We start from the raw sequence: 24,238 nt of genomic DNA, 5'->3' as shown, positions 1-24,238 counted from the left end.
CTTTACTTAGTGGTCAAATTTAACGTTTTTTAATTCCCAAACCGTCCAACTATTCCGCCTTGTATGAGTCTTCGCGCCGACTACCTGAAATATACGCTGCACTTTCGGTTTGAGGCAGGTACGTCGCGGGGTATCCTCACTGAAAAAGACACCTACATCATCCGGATTGCCGACGACGACAATATGTCGGTGATCGGCTACGGCGAATGCGGGCCCCTTAAGGGTCTCAGTCTGGATGACCGGCCTGACTTTGAAGAGCAGTTAGGCCAGGTTTGTCAGGATTTTAATAACCTGGACCTCCAGCTTTTTCCGTTTAATGTCCCCATTATCCTGAACCAGCTCATCAGCCAGCAATTTCCGAGTATTCTGTTCGGGTTCGAAACGGCCATGCTGGACTACCTGTCGGGCGGCCACCGCATCATTTATTCGAGCGAATTTGCCATGGGGCAACGCACCATACCCATTAACGGGCTCATCTGGATGGGTAACCGTGATTTTATGCGCCGGCAGATCGAAGAAAAACTGGCGGAGGGCCACACTACCCTTAAATTAAAAATCGGGGCCATTGATTTTGAGCAGGAGTGCGACCTGCTGGCCTATATCCGCTCCCGTTATTCTCCGGAGCAAATCACCCTGCGGGTAGATGCGAACGGAGGCTTTTCGCCCGACGACGTAATGCGGAAGCTCGAACGGCTGACCAATTACCAGATCCACTCCATTGAGCAGCCGATTCGCGCCAATCAGCCCGATGTGCTGGCCGAGTTATGCCGCCACACACCCGTACCCATTGCCCTGGACGAGGAGCTCATCGGCCATATGGAATACGTGGATAAATTCAGGCTGCTGAAGAAGATTCAGCCGCAGTTTATCGTCCTGAAACCAACCCTGCTGGGTGGCCTGCGGCACTGCGACGAATGGATTGAACTGGCCGGACGGCTCAACATCGGCTGGTGGATAACCTCAGCCCTGGAATCTAATATTGGCCTGAACGCCATTGCCCAGTATACCGCCCAACTCCGAAACAGCCTGCCGCAGGGACTGGGCACCGGCCAGTTGTATCATAACAATTTTGAGAGTCCGCTCCGGATTGAAAACGGCCAGTTGTGCTACGACCTCGCCCAGCCGTGGAATCTTTCTGTGTTACAGGAAGAGAATGTCTTTCGGGTTTAAAACCCACCTATCTGCTTTTTCCTGCCTGTTTAGTGAGTGGCCATTTATTGGTTACTCCGGCACTATCGTTTTATTCATTTCAGCCAACAAAATTGAACATACTTATATTAGAAGCAACTGTTTTATATCCTATCTTGCAAAACGTATTTACATTTAATAATCAACTATGATCAAATCATATACCAAAATAATCGGTCTGCTTCAATTCATGCTCTTATTTTTCTGGTCGGACAGCGTCTACGCCCAATCAGCAATCACCGGTGGACCCATCACGCTCACCATTACCTTTTCAGGATTGCCGTCGTCCCCGGGTATTACCTATGCCGACATGCCCAACAACAAGTCGGTGGGGTTTATGTTTACCGCCGACGATGCCTATCGGGGTAATTATTCAGTCATCTACCCGGTATTGCGGGGGCTGCCGGCTGCCGACGGAAAACGGTATCCGGTGCCCACCTACAGCGACGGAGCCGGCCGGACACGGCTTTGGAACTGGACCCTCGCCATCAACGCAAACTCAACCCTCGACAACAACAATCCAACGTATGTAAACTGGGCGCAGCTTCAGGAAATGGCCGGAGCCGGGTTTAATTTTTCCAATCATTCGCTCACGCATTCCTCCTATCATGACAAACTGTATGAGTTGAAACAAAACGAAAAGAATGTGTTTGCCCGGCTTGGCTACCGGATGCGCACCCTCACTATTCCATCCGATATTGAAGGCTTTACGGAAACCGGTCTGGCACTGGGTTATAGGCTGATTACGAGCCAGGGTTTTGGCCAAAATCAGATCGCGGCCGACGGCCACGCGGCCGAAATCAACTGGAATGACCAGTTGCCGGTGAATCCGCTACCGGCCAGCCTCCTGTTGTCGCGCTGGAATTATGATACCGGCTGGTCCGGGGCCAACGAGTTTGTCGACCGGACGTTTGCCGCCAGTACGAACGGCGTTAAATACATCGGCCATGCCTTTGGTCATGGCCCCAATGAGTCCGGCGAAGTAGACGGTTTTGTCGCCTTCATCAACTATATCCAAAATCATCCCGCTAACCAGGGTAGGGCCGGCATTTGGGGGATGCAGCAGGTAATGGACTATTATGACACCAAGGCTAGTGTGGTCAGGACGGAATCGGTGCAGGGTAACACGCTGACCACAATCTTCTCCTTCGCTAACCTGAGCCCCAATGTGCAGCAGCGCGACCTGAGCCTGCTGGTTACGGGCGGCACCATTCAGCAGGTTACTGCAACGGGAGCCGATAGTGTGTCGTTCAACCCAGCCACGGGCCTGGTCAATGTGTACCTGCAAACCCGCACGGCTACCGATCCGGCATCTGATGCGTTACCTCCGCAGTTAGCAGGCGTCAGCGTCTCCGAGACTAACCGCAGGGTTGTCAACCTTGTTTATGATAAAAACGTCAGCCAGTCTGCTGTCGGTGCGTACACGATTCCCGGCAAGACGGTTACCGGCCTGACCGGAAGCGGTAAAAACTGGCAGCTTACGTTATCGGATACCATTGCCGGGCCCGGACGACGGCTCGACTACCGCCCCCAGCACGGTAATGCCGTCGAAGAAGGTAATCCGGCCTGGAAGGTATGTAGCTACATTGGCTACCCCATTGCGGCCACGGTTGCGCCCCCTCCCGGCGGTGGCGGTAACACCGCGTTAACCCTGCTAACGCCGGAATATGACTGCCGCACGGGCGTAATCACCTTCCGAACCAGCGGAGGTAACGGCTCAGCCATTGAATTTAAAGCCGGCGGCATTACCAACGGCTGGACTCCAACCGTTACCCACACCATCGGCAACAAACAGCGGCAGGGTACCACCTATACCATCAGTGCCCGACAGACTGGTCAGACCATCAGCATCAGCTTCACCACCAGTTGCACTACCGCGCCAAGTACTGGCCGCGCCGGCGTCGAACCAAGCCGGGAATGTCAGATAAAGGTGTTAGGTAATCCGGCCGGCGACCAGGTTGGGCTGGAGATTCAGGGCCAGGCAGATCAGCGGTTGCAGGTAAACCTGCTGGATATTCAGGGGCGACTTGTGGCGACTCAGGTGGTTGAGAAAGCGGCTCCTGTCGAATACGTGGTTTTCGATCTGCGCCGGCAGGCTCCCGGACTGTTGATCATACAGGTCCTCACCGACCAGCAAACGCAGTTTGTTAAAGTGGTGAAACAGTAGCCATTTGTATATCCCCTCCCCGCAAACGAAGAAGCCATCCCCGGAATAGGGATGGCTTCTTCGTTTGTCAACCTTCTGTTTAGTCGCTTACTGCGGATAACCCGGGTTCTGCGTCTTCAGGTTCGGGTTGTTCAGCATCTCCTGCTTCGGCAGCGGCAGCAGCAGGTGTTTTTCCTGCAGCGCCTGCTTGGAGCTCTGGTTGATGTGACCGACGAAATTATCGAACCCATTAGTGGTTTCGTTGTAGACTTTGCGCAGGCGAACCATATCAAACCAGGTAATACCCTCGTAGGCAAGTTCGTGCCAGCGCTCCCGCCAAACGGCTTCGCGGAAGGTAGTCTGGCTGAACGATCCCAAGTCTGGTGTTGTCAACTGAGCCCGGTCGCGGATGCGCTTCAGGGCAGCATAAGCTTCTGCCGTAGGGCCGCCTACTTCGTTCTGCGCTTCGGCGTAGATCAGCAGGGTTTCAGCATAGCGAAGCACCGGCACGTTCAGGTGATTCTGCCGGGTACCCGGTGCACCGGCGGTACCCAGTGCAGTCCGGTTAAAGTGCTTAAACACGTACGGTGCACCCAGTTCGAACGGAGCGCCACTGCCATTGGTGAAATAGCTGGTGTAGAAGAAACCTTCCTGATTTTTGGCCCGCAGATCACCCTTTTCGTATGAGTTATAAAACGATAGGGTTGGTACCGAACTACCCGTACCACCCGGCCCGTTGAACGTTACCGGCTTAAAGTTCGGGAAGTAGTTATCCATCGGGTTACCGGCCACTGTCGCGTGGTATTGCACCATGAACAGGTGCTCGATCCGGTTCTCAGTAGCTTCGCGGTGCAGATCCTCGTAGTTGGTGAACAGGTTGATTACGCCGGGGTTCGCGTTGGCGTAGGTAATCACCTCGAAGGCCTTATCAGCCGCCAGCTTGTAGTGCGACGCCCCTTTGCTCAGGGGGAAACCCGCCATAGTTAGGTACACCTTGGCCAGCAGGGTTTTCGCAGCGGCCATAGTAGCCCGGCCGCTGACGTCCATCCAGGGCAGACCGGCCGCTTCGGCAGCCAGCAGGTCTTCTACAATTACCTTATACACATCTTCTTTTGAAGCGCGTGCCGGCAGAAAATCTTCCGACCCGGCCGTTTGCGGTTTGGTAATGAGCGGAATATCTCCCCATAACTGCACCGCATTGAAGTAGGCATATGCCCGCAGGAATCGGGCTTCACCCAGAACTTTCTTCTTTTGGGCTTCGGGCATAGGGTTAATGGCCGGCACGCGGTCAATTACCTGATTGGCCTGCGCAATTATTTTAAACAAGCCATTCCAGTAGTTCACAACATGGGCCGTGTTGCCATCGTGCACCAGACTATACAGGTTGTTCAGGTCGGAGTTCTGGGCGGTTTCGGTGGTGGAAGTACCCGTAAGGGCTTCCAGCAACTGCCAGGTCGACGAGAAGATTCCGGCTCCACCGTAGAGGTTCCGCTGGTCAGCGTAAACAGAAGCCAGGGCAGCCTCAGCATGGTCCGGAATTGTGTAGAAGTTATCCGGCGTCAGGTTGGAAGGGGCCTGCTCGTCCAGAAAGTCTGAGCAGCCGAAAGGACTGATCAGCATAGTCCCCATCAGCACGGCCTTACTTAACTTTTTTATTACTTTATATTCCATTTTAGCTTTCACATTAAGGATTTGTATTGAATTAGAAACCAACCTGCAGACCCAGCATGTAGGTAGTCGGCTTCGGATAGTTGTGCCAGATCATACCCTGCGAGAAGGCACTGTTGCCGTTACCCTGGTTGGTAGGCGTCACTTCCGGATCGCCAACGATGGGGTCTTCTACCAGCAGGAAGAAGTTCTGTACGGTTCCGTACACTCGCAGACGATTCAGTTTCAACCGGCTCGTCAGCTGGCTCGGGAATGTATAGCCGATCAGAGCGTTACGACCCCGAAGGAACGAGCCATTCTTGATCCACTGCGTATCGACGTTGGTTACGTAACCGGCACGGGTATCCCGGATCTCGGCGATCATGGTGTTCTGGTTCTGCGGAGTCCAGGCATTCAGCACCGAGGTGTAGCTGTTGGCCAGCGCCTGACGGTCTTCGCTTGGGTGCAGGTTCATCAGCATGACGTCGTTGCCGTACATGTACTGAAGTTCCAGCGTTGCATCCAGATTACCGAACTTGAAGGTGTTGGTCAGGGCGCCCCAGCCTTTCGGACTACCGTTGCCGATAATACTCCGGTCAGCATCCGTAATGGCGTAGTCGCCGTTTACGTCCAGGTACTTGATGTCACCCGGCAGGATGGTCAGACCATTCCGGTAGCTTCTGAACTTGGCCGCTTCTTCGCGCTCGGCTTCGCTCCACACACCCAGACGGGTAAGGCCCCAGAAAGCACCCACCGGCTCGCCTACGCGAATGACGTTAGTTGGGTTGGTGAAGTTCGGACCACCTACGTTGAAGATGTCCGACGGCGTAGCCAGCGACAGCACCTTATTTCGGTTCAGGGAAATATTAAAGCTGGTATTCCACTGGAAACGGCCGGAATTTATGTTGACAGTATTCAGACCCAGTTCAACACCTTTGTTTTCCATCGAACCGATGTTCTTACGGATTGTTGCGTAGCCGCTGGTTTGCGGAACCGGCGCATCAAGCAACATGTCGGTCGTTTTGCGATAGTAGTAGTCTGCCTCGAGCGTGACCCGACCGTTGAACAGACCCAGTTCAAGACCAATGTCTGTCTGAGCGGTTTTTTCCCAACGAAGGTCCGGGTTTGCCAGACGACTAATACCCGTTCCACCTACGCGGGCCTCGTTGTACACCGTAGAATAGTTGGAGCTTAACAGGGCCAGGGATGAATACGGCGGAATTTCGGAGTTACCCGTTAAGCCGTAGCTGGCCCGCAGTTTCAGGTTTGAGATTGCCGGACTGTTCTTCAGGAAGGGTTCTTCCGAAATACGCCAGGCGACAGCCGCCGACGGGAAGAACGCAAACTTGTGGTTGGCACCAAACTTCGATGAACCATCGGCCCGGCCCGTGAACGTAACCAGGTACTTGTCCATCAAGGTATAGTTGATCCGGCCGAAGTACGAGTTGAAGGCAAACCGTGATGCACCCGAGCCCACCTGAGGGTTAGTGGCACCGGCACCCAGGTTGTTGAAACCAAAGTAGTCGGTGGCGAAGTTGTTTACAGTGGCACTCATGCTGAAGGCATTTGTTTCCTGCCACGAGATACCCAAAACAGCGTTCACCGCATGAATGTCGGCAAACTGCTTATTGTAGGTCAGGTAATTTTCCAGCGACCAGAAGCTTTCCTTATAGTTACGGGTAGCCGCGTTTCCGTTACCACCTATGTTCAGGGTCCGGGTTTGCGACTCGTTATTTTCCTGCGTCAGCACGTTAATACCAAAGACGGTGCGCATCTCCAGGCCTTTAGCCAGGTTGATGTTTGAGTAAAGACTACCCAGCGTCGTCTGCGTATTCAGAATGTACTTACGACCCATCAGTCGGTGGTAAGAGCTCATCGTACCTTCGGCAAACGGATAGTCGCGGTTGTTAGCATAAGTTCCATCCTGGTAGCGCACCGGCAGGAACGGGAAGTCTTCTACGATCTGACGGGCAACGGCGTCGTTGATGTCCACCAGGTTTTCCGTCTGATTGTTGTAGCTCAGTGTACCGCCTACTTTCAGCCACTTCTTGATCTGATCGTCAAAGGTGAACCGGCCCGAATACCGCTTCATGTACGACGTTTTAATCAGGCCCTGGTCGTCGCGGTAACCCAGTGACACCGAATACTGCGTACGCTCATTGCCACCGCTGAATCCAAGCTGGTGGTTCTGCGAGAGCTTATTCTGCGTCGTTTCTTTGAACCAGTCGGTATCGTGCAGGGGATTCAGGTTAGAATCGAAAACACCGGGGTAGCGGGAAGCGTAATCTTTCCGGCGGGCAATCGGGTCCAGGTACGCCCAGCGACCAGCGGCCCAGCCGGCGGGGTCATACTTCTCCATGTTTTTCCAGGCCAGCATTTCGGTATCCAGGTATTCTCTGGCGTTCAGCACGCGCGGACGGTTCGGTCCAATGGTGTTGACGCTGAAGTCGCTGTTGTAAGTTACCTGACCTTCCCCGGCTTTCCCTTTCTTGGTCGTTACCAGGATAACGCCGTTGGCACCACGGGCTCCGTAGATCGCCGTCGACGAAGCGTCTTTCAGCACCTCAATCGATACGATATCGTTCGGGTTAATGTAGTCGATGGCCGAGCTGAACTGGTTCAGGGTACCCTGCGGCAGCATCACACCATCCACAACGTACAGTGGGTTATTCGATGAGTTAATCGAGCTGAAACCCCGTATGCGAATCGTGGTACGGCCACCCGGACGACCTGAGTTAGTGTTTACCTGCACGCCAGGCATACGGCCTGCCAGGTTTTGCGCCAGTGACGGAGCCGGACGCTCCATCAGCTGATCGGCTTTTACTGAAGCAACCGAACCGGTTAAATCACTTTTGCGGGCGGTACCGTAACCGATAACGACAATCTCATCCAGCGTCTTGTTATCCGGTTTAAGCACCAGATCCACCGCTGTCCGGTTTCCAACGACAACCTCCTGGGAGGCATACCCGACAAACGAGAAAATCAGCGTTCCGCCGGCATCCGGAACCGATAGCCGGTAGCGGCCGTCAGCATCGGTGGTCGTGCCGCGGGTAGTACCCTTCAACACGACACTCACGCCCGGCAGACCAGTGCCGGTTTCGTCTTTCACGGTACCGACCAGATCACGGTCGGCGATAGCCAGAGCAGGATTTTCAACAGGCGCGGTTCCGGGAGCCGGAGCAGCCACCGCCAGGCTGACGCAGAAGATAGCCGGCAGCAGTAAAGTACCGGTTGTCCTGAGATTTCGCACACCAAAGGCATTGGTTGTTAGCCAGTGCTGCGAACGTAAAGGGTTTTGCATAGAGGTTAGAGTGCCGAGAAGCGGCTGTTTTGGTTGGAAATGAATAAGTGGAAAACTCTCTGCGGCTTTGCAACTGCTTGCTGACCGCCATGAATCACCCCAAATTAAGCGAACCAATTATGCAATTAAAACCCAATCCTGTTCTATTTATACTTACTATAATGGGATAAATCTTTCTATCCATTTATAAATAACTATATACGTCATTATAAATCAATCAGTTATAGCGACACCATTGGTTACATACATTTCGTAAAAATTTTATAAAAGTTTTCAGGTTTACACCCAATCCATTCCTTTTTTCAGCAGTTGTAGCGTTTGCGCTTCAGCGCTGCCAGGGGTGGGCATATAATCATAGATCCAGTTGGCCTGGGGCGGCATGCTCATTAGAATGGATTCGGTACGGCCTTTGGTCTCCAGCCCGAATTTAGTGCCCCTATCCCAGACCAGGTTAAATTCGACGTAGCGACCCCGTCGCAGCAGTTGCCAGTGTTTTTCGGCCTCCCCATAGGGCAGGTCACGATTCTGCTGCATAAAGTGGGTGTAGACTGGCGCAAACGCATTCCCAACCCCCTGCACAAAATCAAACAGAGCTTCTTTTGGCGTTTCAGCTGATGGTTTCAGGTAGTCGAAGAAAATGCCCCCTACGCCCCGGGTTTCGTTGCGGTGGGGCAGAAAGAAATAGTCATCGGCCCAGGCTTTGAATTTGGGGTAGTAATCGGGGTTATGCCGGTCGCAGACAGCCTTCAGCTGCTGATGAAACCAGCGGGCATCGGCCTCCACCACGTAGTGCGGAGTCAAATCGATTCCCCCGCCAAACCAGTTATGGCCGGTACTCATCTCAAAATACCGCACGTTCATGTGAATGATGGGCACCATAGGGTTGCGCGGGTGCAGCACAATAGAGACGCCGGTCGCAAAAAATTCAGCCGAGACCGTCAGGTTGAGCTGGCGCAGGGTAGCCTCGGAGGCTTCTCCGTGGACGGCCGAAAACATGACCCCTCCTTTTTCAATTATGGCTCCATCCTGGATAACGCGGCTGCGCCCTCCCCCGCCACCGGGCCGTTCCCACAGGTCTTCGCGGAAGGTCCCCTGCCCGTCGGCTTCCGTGAGGGCGTCGCAGATCCGGTCCTGGAGCGATTGAAAATAGTCAGTTATTGATGATGTGTCGATACGGGTAATCAGTGTCATATAAAATGGAATGTTGAATTTTGGATGTCGGATTTTGGATTACCGGCAAAATTAATCCTCATGCCGGTCTTGCAGTAGGAATTTGAGATTTGGGACTGGTCCACCTGAGGTTCGGATTTGCCAGGCGACCACTAAATCCCAAATCCGACATCCCCAATCCCAAATCCTGACTTCATTATTCCGAGACCTTCAGCGAATAGCGCACCGGCCGCGGCCGGTCGATCATCAGCAATAGCCCCTGTTCGGCTAGCTGACGCAGTAGCTTGTTGGCCCGGCTGTCAGATATATTGACCAGTTGGGCCAGTTTTGCGGCCGTAATGGTATCGTTTTTCCGCAAAAACTGCAGCAGCGTCCGGACCATTGGCGACTGTAGCAATTGCGTGTCGGTAAGCGCCGGCGACAAAATCAGCTTGCTGGTCGGCACCGATTTATCACGGGACCGTACATAAATGGTTCGATTCCCCTGCTCATCAATGGCGTAATGCGGTTTGTCGGTGCTTTCAGCTACTTCAATCACCAAAATATGCTTTCCTTCCACAGCGAGTTTTTCATAACTCACCAGGAGGGCAGGGTCAACATGAAAATCGGTGGCCTTTTCGATCTTCTGCATTTCCCGGTATTCTGATTCAACACCCGTTACGCGTCCGTCATCGCCAATCCCGATTAGCAGGGTACCGCCGGCGGTATTGGCGAAGGCCGCCAGCGTCCGGGCAATGCGGGCAGCCGTGGATATCGAACTTTTAAATTCAAGGCGGACACCTTCCCCCTGCGCAATCAGATCGTTTAGGCTGCTTTTCATACACAGATAACGACAACTACCCGGCGTTGGTTATCCCCGACCGTTCGGTAACGTAACAAAACCGGGCCATGGTCACCGCCACCCAAAACCAGGCAGGCAATGGGTAGCGACCGGTAAAGCAGCGATCTGGTACGACGGGCAAAAATGGCAGGTATCATTGCAAATATCTTAATTTGGCGGCAAATTGCTTTTTCAAAACCGATCTGACCGGTAATCCTGACCCTTTCCTATGAAAAAATGGCTGATCACGGCCGGCCTGTTCGCCACCTGCGGATGGACGCTGGCCCAGACTCCCTTCTCCCACGGACGCCTGCGCGTGTCGGACAACCAGCGGTACCTGGTTCATCAGGACGGTACCGCCTTTTTCTGGCTGGGCGATACGGCCTGGGAACTGTTCCACCGGCTTAACCGCGACGAAGCCGACCGTTACCTGAAAAAACGCGCCGAACAGGGATTCACGGTTGTTCAGGCCGTGGCGCTGGCGGAACTCGACGGACTTGATTCCCCCAATGCCAATGGCGACAAGCCGCTGCTGAACAACGACCCCACCAAACCGAATGAAGCCTATTTTAAGCATGTTGATTATATAGTTGACAAAGCGGCTGAATACGGCATTGCGGTGGGCCTGCTGCCCACCTGGGGCGATAAGCTATTCAAATCGACCTGGGGTAAAGGCCCGGAAATCTTCAATACCACCAACGCCCGCGCCTATGGTAAATGGATCGGCAACCGGTACCGGAACCGGTCCAACATCATCTGGATTATGGGGGGCGACCGCAACCCGCGCAACGATGGTGATGTGGCCGTGTGGCGGGCCATGGCCGAGGGGGTAGTCGAAGGAGTTGGCGGACACGACAAAGCGCTGCTCAGCTTTCATCCCCAGCCTACCGGCAATGTTCCGTACGGCGGCTCGTCGCAGTGGTTCCACAATGACCAGTGGCTCGACTTCAATATGTTTCAAAACGGTCACTGCCGTGATATACCCGTTTACGACCGCATTGCCGCCGTGTACCAGCGAACGCCGGTTAAGCCGGTTATGGACGCCGAACCGATTTACGAAGACCACCCCGTCTGCTTTAACGCAAAAGACCTGGGTACCTCCAACGCTTATGATGTGCGCAAGTATGCCTACCTCGATCTGTTCGCAGGCGCACACGGGCATACCTACGGCTGCCACGATATCTGGCAGATGTACGGACCTAACCGGGAGGCCGTCAATGGCCCTCATTTCTACTGGTACGACGCGCTGGATCTGCCGGGTGCGAACCAGATGAAGCATGTTCGCCGTCTGCTGGAATCGCGCCCGCTGCTGGATCGCGTTCCGGATCAGACCTTGATTGTGGAAAACAACATGAACCCGGCAGAACGCATTCAGGCTACCCGCGGCAAAGACTACGCGTTTATTTATTCCGCGACCGGCAAGCCGTTTTCGGTTGAGATGGGGAAGTTGACCGGTAGCCAGATCAATGCCCATTGGTTTGACCCGCGTAAAGGCGAAGCCAAAGCACTGGCCACCTACCCGAATCAGGGCCGGCAAACCTTTACCCCACCTACCAGCGGTTACGGGCAGGACTGGGTGCTGGTGCTGGACGATGCCGGTAAGAATTACCCCATGCCGGTAGCCACCAGGTAAGTATTAAAATTCTCTGCCTGAGCTTGTGTAATACAAGGCTATGATTAACTTTGAAACGCAAAGTACTTTTAAATGAAAGAAAATAAAGACTATATTCGGGATATAGCCGAGATACGTTCCATGATGGAGCGATCTTCCAAATTTTTGTCTCTCTCCGGTTGGGCAGGTATCATGGCGGGCCTGTATGCCCTGGCGGGAGCCTATGTTGCTTATACATTTCTTTCGTTTAATCCGGATAAAATCATTTACAGTCTCCCTTCAGCAGGTTTAGCTGCCGGCTTAGGGAACATAATTTTATTAGCCACCATCGTACTGCTACTGGCTATCGGTACGGCCGTCTTCCTTTCCGTCAGGAAAGCCGCCAAACGAGGTGAAAAACTTTGGAATGCCATTACGAAACGGCTTCTGATCAATATGGCGGTCCCACTTATTGTTGGTGGACTCCTGGCGCTCATCCTGATTGCCAAAGGGTTGGTAGGACTGCTGGCCCCGGTTACGCTGTTATTCTACGGCCTGGCCTTGTTTAATGCCGGCAACTTCACCTACAGGGAAGTGCAAAGTTTAGGGCTTATTCAGATCGGGTTGGGCTTGATTAGCACATACTATGTGGAGTATGGATTGTTATGCTGGGCTTTAGGATTTGGAATCATCCATATTGTTTATGGCATTTATATGCATTACCGGTACGAAACGTGAAAATAGCAATCGATGGATTACACAAAGCGTTTGAAAGCAGAATCCGGCTCGGCATCATGTCGGCGCTGGCTGTTAATGACAAGCTCGATTTTAATTCACTCAAGGAATATCTTGCTGTGACAGATGGAAATCTGGCAAGCCACCTTAAAGGGTTGGAAAAAGAATTGGTTATCGGGGTAGCTAAATCATTTGTCGGCCGAAAACCGAATACAACCTACTTCATGACCAATGAAGGAAAAATAGCGTTTGAGGATCATCTTAAAGCACTCGAACAACTAATCAACTCCCAGAAATAATGATGATTACAGAAGCAGAAACCTGTTCACGCAAACTCAGCAAGCTCCCATTTTTTTATCTATTTACTTTGTAAAACAAAGTTCTTTTTATTTACAAATTACATATGCTGCCCACTATAACCGGCAGGCAGCCTAATGGCACAATTATCAAACCACAAATCACCAGAAGCGATGAAGACACTATCAACTCACAACGAAGTTTCGGCCAGACACCTTCGCGGTTTAATCAAAGCATCAGCACTATTCCTTACCATTGTCCTGTTATCGGCGCTCTCTGCGACGGGCTATACCCAGCCGCTGGATAAAGCAAAACTTGACCAGTTTTTTGACCGGCTCGCCGACAGGAACAAAGCGATGGGGAGCCTGACCATTGCCAAAGACGGGACCATTCTTTACACCCGCGCCATCGGTTACAGCCACATCAACGGAACGGCAAAGAAACCGTTGACCTCCGCAACCCGATTCCGGGTCGGCTCTGTCACCAAGATGTTCACGGCCGCCATGATCCTGCAGCTTGTGGAAGAAGGAAAAATGAAGTTGACCGATACCCTGAACAGCTTCTTCCCGCAGATTCCGAACGCCAACAGAATCACGATTGCGCATATCCTGGCGCACCGTAGCGGTATTCAGGATGTAATGAATATTCCGGCGTTTCGGGCCAGTCGGTTCAGGCCAATCTCAAAGAATGAGCTGCTCGCCATAATCGCGAAAAGCACGCCTGACTTTGCGCCCGACGAACGGTATGCCTACAGTAATTCCGGCTATGTGGTGCTGGGCATGATCGTCGAAAAAGTGACCGGTAAATCCTACGAGCTAGCCCTACAGGAAAGGATCACTTCCCGGATCGGGTTAAAGGATACCTACCCCGGGACCGGACCTATTGATCTGGATCGCGATGAAAGTTTCTCCTATAAATACGGCCGCGACTGGGAACAGCAGCCTGAAACCCATATAAGTCTTCTCTTTGGGTCGGGGTTCCTGATTTCAACGCCCAACGACCTGGCCAGTTTCATCCGGGCCCTGTTCGATGGAAAGATAATTACGCAGGAAAGTCTGAGCCAGATGAAGCAGAACAAGTTTGCCATGGAACCCTTTACCTACAACGGCAAAACGTTCTATGGGCACACCGGTGGGATCGACAACTTTGGGTCGTGGCTGGTTTACCTGCCGGAAGAAAAGCTGGCCGTCGCCTACGCCACAAACGCCAAGGTATATCCGGTATCCAATATTATGGACGGTATTTTCGACATCTACTACAACAAACCCTTTACCATTCCTACGTTCGAATCAATCAGGATTAGCCCGGAAGTGCTGGAACAATATGTCGGCGTGTATTCCAGCCCCGGCGCACCCGTAAAATTTACGGTCACCCGTGACGATACCAGACTTTTCGTTCAGATGACCGGGCAATCCGCGATTCCGCTCGAACCGACGACACAGGATACGTTTAAAATTGAATCGGCGGGAATCGTAATCACATTCGATGCCGCCCAAAGCCAGATGCGTTTACTCCGGAACGGTCGGGAAAGGGTGCTGACGAAGGAAAACTAACGGTCATCCTAAATAATCAGGAAGTAAGCGAAAGCATCACAGGATCGCACAGCCGGTTTTGGCCTGCTACCGTTAGTTGGCAATAAAGCTCAACAGCGATTCGATGGCCTGCTGGTACTTTGCTTTGTCTACCTGGTAGTAAAAAGCCCCTTTTTTGGAATACCCCTTCTGCTTTTCATCGAGTTTGATCAACAGACCCGTCGACAGAATTTTGCGGCTGAAATTCCGCTTGTCGAAATCGGTGTTGTAAATGGCGTCGTACAGTTTCTTGAGCTGAGGAATCGTAAACTTTTCGGGCATCAGCTCAAAGCCTATCGGCTGGTGAGCGGCCTTGTAGCGCAGCCGTTTAATGGACAGCTCAACCATGTCGGCATGGTCGAACAACAGGGGCGGGAGGTCATACACGGAGAACCACTGGGCCTGGTAGGCATCGGAAAGCCTGGATTCGTCGTCGGCCACCTTGATCAGGGCAAAATACGCCACCGAGACGGTCCGGGTGATGGGATCGCGGTGCGGATCACCAAAGGCATGGAGCTGCTCCAGGTATACGTTGGTCAGGCCGGTCAACTCATAAAGAATCCGGTTGGCCGCCTGATCCAGCGTTTCATCGGGCTGAAGCCACCCGCCCATCAACGACCACGTTTCTTCTTCTACCCCCCGTTTTACCAGCAACACCCGGAGGGTCTCTCCGTCGAAACCCAGAATTATAGAATCCAGGGCTACTAAATAAGGATGCTGCTGTTTGTATTGCGCTAACATGTGGGGGTGGGTACGGATCATATCAGGTCGATGAGGATTACACTTTCGCACTTGCTAAGGTAAAAATGAGTTGCCAGAATTTTAGCAATCGGGTCCTTCTACAAAAAATAATTAAGTGTCTGTTTGACATATCAAAATTATGTGTCACCTTTACACCTAATATTAAATGTCATTATAACATTTAACACCAGGCAACATCACTGTTACTGGCTTTTCCAGGTACGACGAACCCGATTCCGTTACACATAAATTCATTCAGCCGTATGTCAACGCTTACCCAGGCACCCTCCATCACGTTGGGCGAGACCGAATACTTTAAAGGAATAGACGCCATTGGTTACGAAGGCCCCACCTCCCGAAACCCGCTGGCTTTTAAATGGTACAATCCGGAGCTGGTTGTCGGGGGAAAAACCCTGCGCGAACAACTGCGCTTTGCCATCAGCTACTGGCACACCTTCTGCGGAGCCGGCGGAGACCCCTTTGGTCCCGGCACGCGTCAGTTTCCGTGGGACCAGGCCCCGGATGCGCTGACCAGAGCCCGGCATAAAATGGATGCCGCCTTTGAGTTTTTCACCAAAATTGGGGCACCCTATTACTGCTTTCACGACATCGACCTGGTCGACGAAGGCTCATCGGCCCGCGAATACGAGCAGCGGCTGCAGGCTATCGTCGAATACGCCCGGCAAAAGCAGCAGGAAAGTGGCGTAAAATTGCTGTGGGGAACGGCCAATGTCTTCTCTAACCCCCGGTACATGAACGGCGCTTCGACCAATCCGGATTTTGCCGTGCTGGCTTATGCAGGTACCCAGGTGAAAAACGCCATTGATGCCACCATCGCCCTGGATGGCGAAAACTACGTGTTCTGGGGTGGCCGCGAAGGGTATATGTCGCTGCTAAACACCAACATGAAACGCGAGATTGAGCACCTGGCCCGGTTCCTGACCATGGCCCGCGATTATGCCCGCAAGCAGGGTTTCAAGGGCACGTTCTTTATTGAACCCAAACCCATGGAACCCACCAAACACCAGTATGATTTTGATGCCGCAACCGTGATCGGGTTCCTGCGTCAGTACGGGCTGGACCAGGATTTTCAACTGAATATTGAAGTGAACCACGCTACCCTGGCCGGCCATACGTTCGATCACGAACTGCAGGTAGCGGCTGATGCCGGGATGCTGGGCAGCATTGATGCCAACCGCGGTGATTACCAGAACGGCTGGGATACCGACCAGTTCCCCATCAATCTCTATGAACTGGTAGAAGCCGCGCTGGTGATTCAACAGGCCGGCGGCATCAGACCCGGTGGGATTAATTTCGACGCGAAAGTGCGCCGGAACTCGACCGACGCGGAAGATTTGTTCGTGGCGCATATCAGCGGCATGGATGCCTTTGCCCGTGCCTTTATCGTGGCCGACCGGCTGCTGCGGGAATCCGATTACCTGAAATTCCGGGCTGAGCGGTACGCATCGTTCGATAACGGGCAGGGAAAGGCCTTTGAAGCAGGCAATTTGTCGCTGGAAGACCTGCGGGCTTACACTCTGGAGAACGGTGAACCGCCGATGCGCAGCGGCAAACAGGAGTGGCTGGAAAGTCTGATCAACCAGTATATCTGACCGTAAACCCCATGAAGTTTTTAACTGAAACGGTTATTCTGGCCCAATACCCAAACGCTTCTCCCATCGCATGATTACCGAAACAACTCAAACCACCGAACTAACTGCCATTGCCTCGCAGGTACGCCGGGATATTCTCCGCATGGTTCACGCGGTAGCCTCGGGTCACCCCGGCGGCTCGTTAGGCTGCGCCGACCTGCTTGTGAGCCTGTTTTTTGAGCAGATGAACCTCAAAACCGATACCGACGGTCAGGTGGTCTTCAACATGGACGGAGCCGGCGAAGACCTGTTCTTTCTGTCCAACGGGCATATATCACCACTCTACTATGCTGTACTGGCCCGTCGTGGGTACTTCCGGGTGTCGGAACTGGCTACCTTCCGCAAGCTGAATTCGAGACTTCAGGGGCACCCGGCTACGGCGGAACACCTGCCGGGCATCCGCATCGCATCGGGTTCGCTCGGTCAGGGACTTTCGGTGGCCTGTGGGGCTGCCTACGGTAAGAAAATCCGTAAAGACCCTAACCTGGTGTTTGTGCTAATGGGCGACGGGGAGCAGCAGGAAGGACAAGTCTGGGAAGCAGCTATGTTTGCGCCCCATAACCGGCTTGACAACCTGATCGCCATCATCGACTTTAACGGACAGCAGATCGACGGTCCAACCACCAGCGTACTCGACAACCGGGACCTGGGCCAGAAATACCGGAGTTTCGGCTGGCATGTCATCCAGATGGACGGCAACCACTACGACGACCTCAACCGGGGGCTGACCGAAGCCCGCCAGGCCTGCGGTCAGGGTATGCCCATCTGCATTATCATGAAAACCGAAATGGGTCAGGGTGTCGACTTTATGATGCACACCCACAAATGGCACGGCACCGCCCCTAACAACGATCAGTTGAGCGATGCGCTGGCGCAATTACCGGAGACGCTGGGAGATTATTAAATAAAGAGCGAAAGAGTTAATGAGCGAAAGAGCGTAACGAAACACTCTTTCGCTCATTGACTCTTTCGCTCATACACTTTTTACGATTTTGAAAAAATTCACCTTCACCGAAAAGAAAGATACCCGTTCCGGATTTGGTGCGGGTATGGCCGAGCTGGGCCGGCGTAACCCTGATGTTGTGGCGCTGTGCGCCGACCTGGTGGCCTCGCTCAAACTGGATACCTTTATTCAGGAAAATCCCGGCCGGTTTATTCAATGTGGTATTGCCGAAGCCAACATGATCGGCGTTTCGGCCGGGCTGAGCCTGAACGGGCTGATTCCGTTTGCCACCACGTTTGCCAATTTCGGATCTGGGCGTGTGTACGACCAAATCCGGCAGTCGGTGGCGTATTCCAATAAGAACGTCAAAATCTGCGTCTCGCACGCCGGCCTGACCCTGGGCGAAGATGGTGCCACCCACCAGATTCTGGAAGACCTGGGCATGATGAAGGCGCTGCCAAACATGACCGTGATCAACCCCTGCGATTACAATCAGACCAAAGCGGCCACCATCGCTATTGCCGACCACGAAGGTCCGGTGTACCTGCGCTTCGGACGGCCGGTAATCCCGGTGTTTACCGATGCCGACCAGCCGTTCGAAATCGGTAAGGCCTGGCTGGTTAGCGAAGGCACTGACGTAAGCATTTTCGCCACGGGTCATTTGGTTTGGGAGGCCATTCAGGCGGCTGAAGCACTGGAAGCCGAAGGCATAGCCGCGGAAGTGATCAATATTCACACCATAAAGCCCCTCGACGAAGAAGCCGTGCTGACATCGGTGGCCAAAACCCGCTGCGTAGTCACCGCCGAAGAGCATATGGAAAACGGCGGTTTGGGTGACTCAATTGCTCAGGTGCTGGTCAAGAAGTTACCGGCTCCGATTGAGTATGTTGCCGTGAAAGATACCTTTGGTGAGTCAGGCACACCCGCCCAGTTGATGGAGAAATACGGGCTGAGTGCGTCGCATATCGTGGAGGCTGCCAGACGGGTTATGCAACGAAAGCAACTGCCATAGCCAGTTCGGGCAGTGGTGTTTTCCGAACTAAATTTGCCGAATGTTCTAAACCCTTTTCAATCATCAGTCATGAAAAAGTTAATTGGATTAACCATTCTGATTCCCAGCCTTTCCTTTTTTGGGGCAACCTGGCAGCCGGTCAGTCAGCCGGCGCTGCCCACCTTGAAAGAAGCCTATAAAAACTATTTCCCCGTGGGGGTGGCCGTAAATCCGCGGATGGTGCAGCCCGGTCCGGACGCCGAACTGATCAAAGCCCAGTTCAACAGCATGACGCCCGAAAATGCCATGAAGATGGGGCCGATTCACCCGGAGGAGAACCGATACAACTGGAAAGATGCCGATGCCATTGCCGAATTTGCCCAGCAGAACAACATAAAACTGCGCGGTCATACGCTCTGCTGGCACAACCAGACCCCGCGCTGGTTCTTTACGGATGCGGAGGGCAAACAGGTGAGCCGGGAGGTGCTGCTGGCCCGGCTGAAACAGCATATCAGCGACGTAGCCGGGCGTTACAAGGGCAAAATTTACGCCTGGGACGTGGTGAACGAAGCCGTCCCGGATGCCGGTCCCGACATCTACCGCAAGTCAAAGTTTTACGAGATCATCGGCGAAGATTACATCGAAAAAGCGTTTCAGTACGCCCACGAAGCCGACCCGGCGGCACAGTTGTTTTACAACGACTATAATACCGAAAATGCCTCGAAGCGGGAGCGCATTTACCAGTTGGTGAAGAAGCTGAAAGAGAAAGGTGTGCCTATTCACGGAGTAGGTCTGCAGGGTCACTGGTCTATCTACGAACCCACGGCCAGGGAGCTCGAAGAGTCAATCACGAAATTTGCCGGCCTGGGCCTAAAAGTGCAGATCACCGAACTCGACGTATCGGTATATCCTAAAGAGCACGAGCGCCGGGAGCGCCGGGATACCGACAAAAGCGAATTTACCGCCGAGATGAACGAGAAGCAGGCCGCTCATTACAAGATGCTGTTCGATACGTTCCGCAAACACCGCGACAAGGTCACTGGCGTTACCTTCTGGAACCTGTCGGACCGCTACTCCTGGCTGGATAATTTTCCCGTTCCGGGCCGCAAGGATTACCCCCTGCTGTTCGATCAGAACGGCCAGCCTAAGAAAGCGTTTGAACGAGTAGTGACTTTCAAACGCTGATGGTCAAGCCTACGTCGTTTTGTTAATTGAGAGTCTGAACGCCTGGCAGCAGCGACCAATGACCCCAGTTGTTCAGAATCGTACTGACCAGCACGGACCAGTTGGCTGGTTTTACCAGGTAAGCCGATGCACCTTGCTCATACGCCAGCTTCACGACCGTTTGAGCACTGTGCTGACCGTACGTAATCACCGGAACCGTCTGTGTGAGCGGATGCTGTTTGATGCACGCCAAAATGCTTAGTGAGGCCTGATAGGCTATATCCAGATTAAGCAGCACTAATTTTGGCGGAGCCAGGAAGTGCTCCAGAAAATTATCCAGGTAATTGGCCACAACTGAGTCAACTTCTGTATATAAATGGCGGCTTACAATGCCATAATTACTGAAAGCCTCCCGTAATTGAAACCGATCCGCTGGATTCGTGCTAATGACAAGGATGGGGTGTGAATCAGCCATATGCTCTTTTGGTGAATGGTAGAACCTGTTTAAAAAACCGTAAACAAAGCTACCTGGTATGATCCTCTCCCATATTAAATTAAGTATAAACGTTCGTTAAAAGCCTGTTAAAAGCAAAAGATCATCTCACTTCGGTCAATCCTCTATATATCAGGCACTTATAAACGTAGTACACACGAAATCCCGGACTGATCAGTCCGGGATTTCGTGTGTAAAATCCTATATACGTTTAGAGAAGAACCTCTTCGTCAGTCTGCTTTTCGACGGCATCCCGTACCGGCTGGAACGGTTCGTTCTCTACCGACCAGCCCGTATGCAGGCCCAGCACAAACCAGCCCAAAGCCAGTGTACCAGCGGCAAATACCGTATCACCGATCACACGCAGCCAGCGCAGAATCTCCATGGTGTCGGTCTGCATGAACTCCATAGAGCGGGCATACCACAAGCCATACTCCACACTAGCCCAGGTCTGAATCAATCCAATAGGCAGCACGCTCAACAGCACCATCAGACCTAAGCCAATGTTGATCGACCAGAAAGCAAACTTGATAACGCCATCTTTCCAGACCGTCCCGGCCGACATGCTTTTCAGCACGAACAGCATCAGCCCGATTCCCAGCATCCCGTACACGCCAAACAGGGCAGTGTGGCCGTGTACCGGTGTGGTGTTCAGCCCCTGCATGTAGTAGAGCGCAATCGGCGGGTTGATGAGGAAGCCGAAGATACCCGCGCCGACCAGGTTCCAGAACGCCACCGCCACAAAGCTGTAGATCGGCCACTTGTACGCTTTGATCCATTCGGTCGACTTGCTGATCTGCAGGTTGTTATAAGCCTCGAACCCGATCAGCACCAGCGGCACTACTTCCAGCGCACTGAAGGTTGCCCCCAGCGCCATGATCGACGTCGGTGTGCCGGAGAAGTACAGATGGTGGAACGTACCGATGATACCCCCGAACAGAAAGATGATGGTCGAGAACAGGACCGTGCCGGTAGCGATACCCGTCCGCAGCAGGCCAAGCCGCACAAACAGGAAGGCAATGACCACCGTGGCGAATACTTCAAAGAAACCCTCTACCCACAGGTGAACCACCCACCACCGCCAGTACTCGGCAATGGCCAGATTCGTCTGCCGGCCCCACATCAGCCCGGCGGCATAGAAAGAAGCAATGGCAATGGACGAAATCAGGAACATGGTCAGCAGGTGGCGGCTTTCGGTTTTGGCCCGCAGCGCCGGCATAATGGCCCGGCCCATCAGGAACAGCCACAGGAACAGGCCCACCAGCAGGAATATCTGCCAGAAGCGACCCAAATCCACGTACTCATACCCCTGGTGACCGAACCAGAAGTTTTCGACCAGCCCCAGTTTCTGCATCACCCCGTACCACTGACCGGCCAGCGACCCAACTACAATGACGAGCAAAGCCCCGAACAGGAAGTTAACACCCAGCCGCTGAAACTTTGGCTCATAGCCGGATACGGCCGGAGCGATGTACAGCCCCGTGGCCAGCCAGGAGGTGGCAATCCAGAAGATGGCAATCTGCACGTGCCAGGTCCGGGAGATGGAGTAGGGCAGGTACTCGGCCAGCGGAAAGCCGTAGAGCGCCTGCCCTTCTACCCCATAGTGGGCGGTTACCACACCCAGCATAACCTGCACCACAATCAGCGCGGTCACTACCCAGAAATATTTTAAGGTAGCCCGCATGGATGGCGTAGAAGCTAAACCGAGCAGCGGATCTTTTTTCGGCAGACTCGCTACATCCAGTTCTTCTTCTTTATTGGCAGCATAATAATACGCCAGCAGTCCGATACCGGCCAGCAGGACGATGACGCTGAAGCCCGTCCAGATGATAAGATCACTGCTCGGGCGATTACCCACCAGAGTCTCGGCCGGCCAGTTGTTAGTATACGAAACTGCCTGACCCGGACGCTCCGTCACGCAGGCCCACGACGCCCAGAAGAAAAAAGCGTTCATCTTACGCATCCGCTCCGGGTCTTTGATGCTGTTCGTCGGAATGGCGTAAGCATCGCGGTAAGCCTCCAGCGCCGGGTCGTTGGTGAAGAGACCGGTATAATGACGGCTCACGTCGTCAATGGCGGCCGCCCGTACATCCGGAACGGTGATGGTTTGGCCGCCGGCATCGTACGTATTCTTCCGCATCAGCTTTTGCAGACGGGTTTGCAGCATCGCCTGAGTTTCCGCATCGATGTCCGCGTAGGCTTTGCCTTTGGTGGCTTCGGCCCACGAGTTGAGGATGAACATGGCTTCTTTGTGCAGCCAGTCGGCGGTCCAGTCTGGGGCTACGTACGCGCCATGGCCCCAAATAGAGCCCAACTCCTGTCCACCAATCGACTGCCAGACATTCTGTCCGTCTTTGATGTCTTCGCCGGTAAACAACACCCGTCCCGAGGTCGTGACAACCCTATCGGGAATGGGCGGTGCCTGGCGGTAAATTTCCGAGCCAAAATAGCCGAGTACGGCAAATGAGCCGATGAGAACGGCGGCAAAACCAAGCCAAAGTTTTCTGTATCGCATAGCGGTAATTGGTTAAGTACGGCTCACCCGTTCTGTGAACGCCGGAACGTTTGCCGCCGGAACGCCGGTTCGCGGTTTTACCGACGGCAGACGGGTACGCCACAAACGGAGGAGTATGGTTATGAAAAAGAGAATAATTACAATTGATTGCAGCAGCCCGCTAACGGACCGCAATTGGGGCCACTCCAGCCAGGCACCGGCCAGCCGCAAACCCAGCGCCACCGAACTGAGTACGCTCCAGATGTAGAGGCTCCGGTGGTAAAGGACACCCGACCGCCCCATTACACCCGGCAGAATGATGGGTGCATGGGCAAAAATCATCGAAAACACAAAGCCCAGGAAAAAGCTGTGCAGCGCGGCATCGTACCAGAGTGGGTGCTGGCTTGAGATCAAAAACAACCCTCCGCTGACCAGCAGCCAGCCGTAGCCGATAATCAGCAGCGTGCCGCTGTAACGGGGCTGACCGGCTTTACGGATCGATTTAAACGCCATATCGAACCGCAGCAACCAGGCGGCAATGGCCAGCATACCAGCACCGGTGAGGGGTTGTCCGACCCCGTGAAAGGGTTGCATAACCCCGACCAGGAATAACCCAACGGCCCCCCACAGGCCATTTCGCTGCCAGGGCTTAACAGGCAGAAAGCGACTTAGTTCCAGCCGCTCGGCTGTGATGGTCAGCAACAGAAAGGCAATCCACCAGGGCACAGCAATGGGGTAAAAATGCGTCTGGAGCAGCAACACATGGCCAATAACCAGGCATATGCTACCCCCGAAGAGCAGGTAGTAGTATTTTTCGGTATAGCGCGTCATGAACAGATACGTCATCACCACCATGCCCAGGCTACCCATCAACAGCAGCCCTTGCGCCACCAGCGGCTGACCCAGCAGAAAGGCCGGTAGGCTCAGGGCGTTAATCCCCGGAGCCAGCAGCGCCCAGCGATTTTTAAAGACCACCGCCCGCTCCAGCGCAATGAGCGTTCCCAGAAAACTTCCCACCATCAGCGCGCCGTGCTGCCCGGCCGCTTCCGTCACCGGAATCGCCCAGCCCAGCCGGACCAGCCCGGTGAGCAGGCCGACGACCAGTGAGAGGATGGCGAAGGGAAGGAGGAGAACTTTCATTGAGTGAATGAGTGATTGAATGATTGAGTGGTTTTGTCATTCCGATGCTAGCCGGGCGGATTTCTATGATCTATGCAAGAGTTGAGGCATAAAATTTGTCATATTTTTTGCCCCGCTTTACTACGGCATAGATTCGATGAATTAGCTTATTACG

General features: G+C 53.5%; 19 protein-coding genes. 10 read left to right on the top strand and 9 right to left on the bottom strand.

Annotated elements, in window-relative coordinates:
• Positions 1-63 precede the first annotated feature (63 nt).
• Positions 64-1,170, top strand: a complete 1,107-nt coding sequence (locus tag ABD949_RS20570) for an o-succinylbenzoate synthase (protein ID WP_345246510.1) — start codon at positions 64-66, stop codon at positions 1,168-1,170.
• Between the two features lie 208 nt (positions 1,171-1,378).
• The gene (locus ABD949_RS20565) at positions 1,379-3,355 is read left to right on the top strand and encodes a T9SS type A sorting domain-containing protein (protein WP_345246509.1); all 1,977 of its coding nucleotides are present in this window, start codon (positions 1,379-1,381) and stop codon (positions 3,353-3,355) included.
• Between the two features lie 87 nt (positions 3,356-3,442).
• Here ABD949_RS20565 and ABD949_RS20560 read toward each other — a convergent pair whose 3' ends face one another.
• From ABD949_RS20560 to ABD949_RS20540, 5 genes are all read right to left on the bottom strand, one after another.
• The gene (locus tag ABD949_RS20560) at positions 3,443-5,005 is read right to left on the bottom strand and encodes a RagB/SusD family nutrient uptake outer membrane protein (protein WP_345246508.1); all 1,563 of its coding nucleotides are present in this window, start codon (positions 5,003-5,005) and stop codon (positions 3,443-3,445) included.
• Positions 5,006-5,036: 31 nt separating this feature from the next.
• Positions 5,037-8,282, bottom strand: coding sequence for a SusC/RagA family TonB-linked outer membrane protein (locus tag ABD949_RS20555; RefSeq protein ID WP_345246507.1), 3,246 nt, complete (start codon positions 8,280-8,282; stop codon positions 5,037-5,039).
• A gap of 279 nt (positions 8,283-8,561) precedes the next feature.
• Positions 8,562-9,473: an oxygen-dependent coproporphyrinogen oxidase gene (hemF, locus tag ABD949_RS20550; RefSeq protein WP_345246505.1), complete on the bottom strand. Its 912-nt coding sequence runs from the start codon at positions 9,471-9,473 to the stop codon at positions 8,562-8,564.
• Positions 9,474-9,648: 175 nt separating this feature from the next.
• Positions 9,649-10,272, bottom strand: a complete 624-nt coding sequence (locus ABD949_RS20545) for an RNA-binding domain-containing protein (RefSeq protein ID WP_345246503.1) — start codon at positions 10,270-10,272, stop codon at positions 9,649-9,651.
• Positions 10,269-10,430 carry a hypothetical protein gene (locus ABD949_RS20540; protein ID WP_345246501.1) on the bottom strand — a complete coding sequence of 54 codons (162 nt, stop codon included), beginning with the start codon at positions 10,428-10,430 and terminating at the stop codon, positions 10,269-10,271. Before ABD949_RS20540 ends, ABD949_RS20545 begins: the two co-directional genes overlap by 4 nt.
• Before the next feature lie 71 nt (positions 10,431-10,501).
• Here ABD949_RS20540 and ABD949_RS20535 point away from each other — a divergent pair, with 71 nt between their 5' ends.
• From ABD949_RS20535 to ABD949_RS20520, 4 genes are all read left to right on the top strand, one after another.
• Positions 10,502-11,905, top strand: a complete 1,404-nt coding sequence (locus ABD949_RS20535) for a glycoside hydrolase family 140 protein (protein ID WP_345246499.1) — start codon at positions 10,502-10,504, stop codon at positions 11,903-11,905.
• Between the two features lie 72 nt (positions 11,906-11,977).
• Positions 11,978-12,601 carry a hypothetical protein gene (locus tag ABD949_RS20530; protein ID WP_345246497.1) on the top strand — a complete coding sequence of 208 codons (624 nt, stop codon included), beginning with the start codon at positions 11,978-11,980 and terminating at the stop codon, positions 12,599-12,601.
• Positions 12,598-12,897, top strand: a complete 300-nt coding sequence (locus ABD949_RS20525) for a winged helix-turn-helix domain-containing protein (protein WP_345246495.1) — start codon at positions 12,598-12,600, stop codon at positions 12,895-12,897. The genes ABD949_RS20530 and ABD949_RS20525 overlap by 4 nt, the downstream gene beginning before the upstream one ends.
• 171 nt (positions 12,898-13,068) lie before the next feature.
• Positions 13,069-14,448, top strand: a complete 1,380-nt coding sequence (locus ABD949_RS20520) for a serine hydrolase domain-containing protein (RefSeq protein ID WP_345246493.1) — start codon at positions 13,069-13,071, stop codon at positions 14,446-14,448.
• 72 nt (positions 14,449-14,520) lie between these two features.
• Here ABD949_RS20520 and ABD949_RS20515 read toward each other — a convergent pair whose 3' ends face one another.
• On the bottom strand, positions 14,521-15,207 hold the full coding sequence (locus tag ABD949_RS20515; RefSeq protein ID WP_345246491.1) for an NUDIX hydrolase: 687 nt from the start codon (positions 15,205-15,207) through the stop codon (positions 14,521-14,523).
• A 263-nt stretch (positions 15,208-15,470) separates the two neighbouring features.
• On the opposite strand from ABD949_RS20515, the gene xylA reads away from it, so the two are divergent.
• The 4 genes from xylA (at position 15,471) to ABD949_RS20495 (ending at position 19,978) form a co-directional block, all read left to right on the top strand.
• Positions 15,471-16,820, top strand: coding sequence for a xylose isomerase (gene xylA / locus ABD949_RS20510; RefSeq protein ID WP_345246489.1), 1,350 nt, complete (start codon positions 15,471-15,473; stop codon positions 16,818-16,820).
• 70 nt (positions 16,821-16,890) lie between these two features.
• Positions 16,891-17,763 (top strand): transketolase, encoded by an 873-nt coding sequence (locus tag ABD949_RS20505; RefSeq protein WP_345246487.1) that lies wholly within the window; start codon positions 16,891-16,893, stop codon positions 17,761-17,763.
• An 88-nt stretch (positions 17,764-17,851) separates the two neighbouring features.
• Positions 17,852-18,814 carry a transketolase family protein gene (locus tag ABD949_RS20500; RefSeq protein WP_345246485.1) on the top strand — a complete coding sequence of 321 codons (963 nt, stop codon included), beginning with the start codon at positions 17,852-17,854 and terminating at the stop codon, positions 18,812-18,814.
• Positions 18,815-18,883: 69 nt separating this feature from the next.
• Positions 18,884-19,978 carry an endo-1,4-beta-xylanase gene (locus tag ABD949_RS20495; protein WP_345246483.1) on the top strand — a complete coding sequence of 365 codons (1,095 nt, stop codon included), beginning with the start codon at positions 18,884-18,886 and terminating at the stop codon, positions 19,976-19,978.
• 22 nt (positions 19,979-20,000) lie between these two features.
• Here ABD949_RS20495 and ABD949_RS20490 read toward each other — a convergent pair whose 3' ends face one another.
• The 3 genes from ABD949_RS20490 to ABD949_RS20480 all read right to left on the bottom strand — a co-directional run bounded on the left by ABD949_RS20490 (position 20,001) and on the right by ABD949_RS20480 (position 24,084).
• Complete coding sequence (locus tag ABD949_RS20490; RefSeq protein ID WP_345246481.1) at positions 20,001-20,432, bottom strand: response regulator; 432 nt, start codon at positions 20,430-20,432, stop codon at positions 20,001-20,003.
• 229 nt (positions 20,433-20,661) lie between these two features.
• Positions 20,662-22,965, bottom strand: a complete 2,304-nt coding sequence (locus tag ABD949_RS20485; RefSeq protein ID WP_345246479.1) for a nitric-oxide reductase large subunit — start codon at positions 22,963-22,965, stop codon at positions 20,662-20,664.
• 12 nt (positions 22,966-22,977) lie between these two features.
• Positions 22,978-24,084: a hypothetical protein gene (locus ABD949_RS20480; RefSeq protein ID WP_345246477.1), complete on the bottom strand. Its 1,107-nt coding sequence runs from the start codon at positions 24,082-24,084 to the stop codon at positions 22,978-22,980.
• Between the last annotated feature and the right edge of the window lie 154 nt (positions 24,085-24,238).

Source organism: Nibrella saemangeumensis (genome assembly GCF_039541915.1).
Taxonomy (GTDB): domain Bacteria; phylum Bacteroidota; class Bacteroidia; order Cytophagales; family Spirosomataceae; genus Nibrella; species Nibrella saemangeumensis.
The sequence above is the reverse complement of the archived record's forward strand: the minus strand, read 5'-3'. Positions and strand labels throughout refer to the sequence as shown.

Excerpts from the sequence above, each read along its gene's own strand:
- ABD949_RS20570 (WP_345246510.1), top strand. The coding sequence starts at position 64 with ATGAGTCTTCGCGCCGACTACCTGAAATATACGCTGCACTTTCGGTTT.
- ABD949_RS20565 (WP_345246509.1), top strand. The coding sequence starts at position 1,379 with ATGCTCTTATTTTTCTGGTCGGACAGCGTCTACGCCCAATCAGCAATC.
- ABD949_RS20560 (WP_345246508.1), bottom strand. The coding sequence starts at position 5,005 with ATGGAATATAAAGTAATAAAAAAGTTAAGTAAGGCCGTGCTGATGGGG.
- ABD949_RS20555 (WP_345246507.1), bottom strand. The coding sequence starts at position 8,282 with ATGCAAAACCCTTTACGTTCGCAGCACTGGCTAACAACCAATGCCTTT.
- hemF (WP_345246505.1), bottom strand. The coding sequence starts at position 9,473 with ATGACACTGATTACCCGTATCGACACATCATCAATAACTGACTATTTT.
- ABD949_RS20545 (WP_345246503.1), bottom strand. The coding sequence starts at position 10,272 with ATGAAAAGCAGCCTAAACGATCTGATTGCGCAGGGGGAAGGTGTCCGC.
- ABD949_RS20540 (WP_345246501.1), bottom strand. The coding sequence starts at position 10,430 with ATGATACCTGCCATTTTTGCCCGTCGTACCAGATCGCTGCTTTACCGG.
- ABD949_RS20535 (WP_345246499.1), top strand. The coding sequence starts at position 10,502 with ATGAAAAAATGGCTGATCACGGCCGGCCTGTTCGCCACCTGCGGATGG.
- ABD949_RS20530 (WP_345246497.1), top strand. The coding sequence starts at position 11,978 with ATGAAAGAAAATAAAGACTATATTCGGGATATAGCCGAGATACGTTCC.
- ABD949_RS20520 (WP_345246493.1), top strand. The coding sequence starts at position 13,069 with ATGAAGACACTATCAACTCACAACGAAGTTTCGGCCAGACACCTTCGC.
- ABD949_RS20515 (WP_345246491.1), bottom strand. The coding sequence starts at position 15,207 with ATGTTAGCGCAATACAAACAGCAGCATCCTTATTTAGTAGCCCTGGAT.
- xylA (WP_345246489.1), top strand. The coding sequence starts at position 15,471 with ATGTCAACGCTTACCCAGGCACCCTCCATCACGTTGGGCGAGACCGAA.
- ABD949_RS20505 (WP_345246487.1), top strand. The coding sequence starts at position 16,891 with ATGATTACCGAAACAACTCAAACCACCGAACTAACTGCCATTGCCTCG.
- ABD949_RS20495 (WP_345246483.1), top strand. The coding sequence starts at position 18,884 with ATGAAAAAGTTAATTGGATTAACCATTCTGATTCCCAGCCTTTCCTTT.
- ABD949_RS20490 (WP_345246481.1), bottom strand. The coding sequence starts at position 20,432 with ATGGCTGATTCACACCCCATCCTTGTCATTAGCACGAATCCAGCGGAT.
- ABD949_RS20485 (WP_345246479.1), bottom strand. The coding sequence starts at position 22,965 with ATGCGATACAGAAAACTTTGGCTTGGTTTTGCCGCCGTTCTCATCGGC.
- ABD949_RS20480 (WP_345246477.1), bottom strand. The coding sequence starts at position 24,084 with ATGAAAGTTCTCCTCCTTCCCTTCGCCATCCTCTCACTGGTCGTCGGC.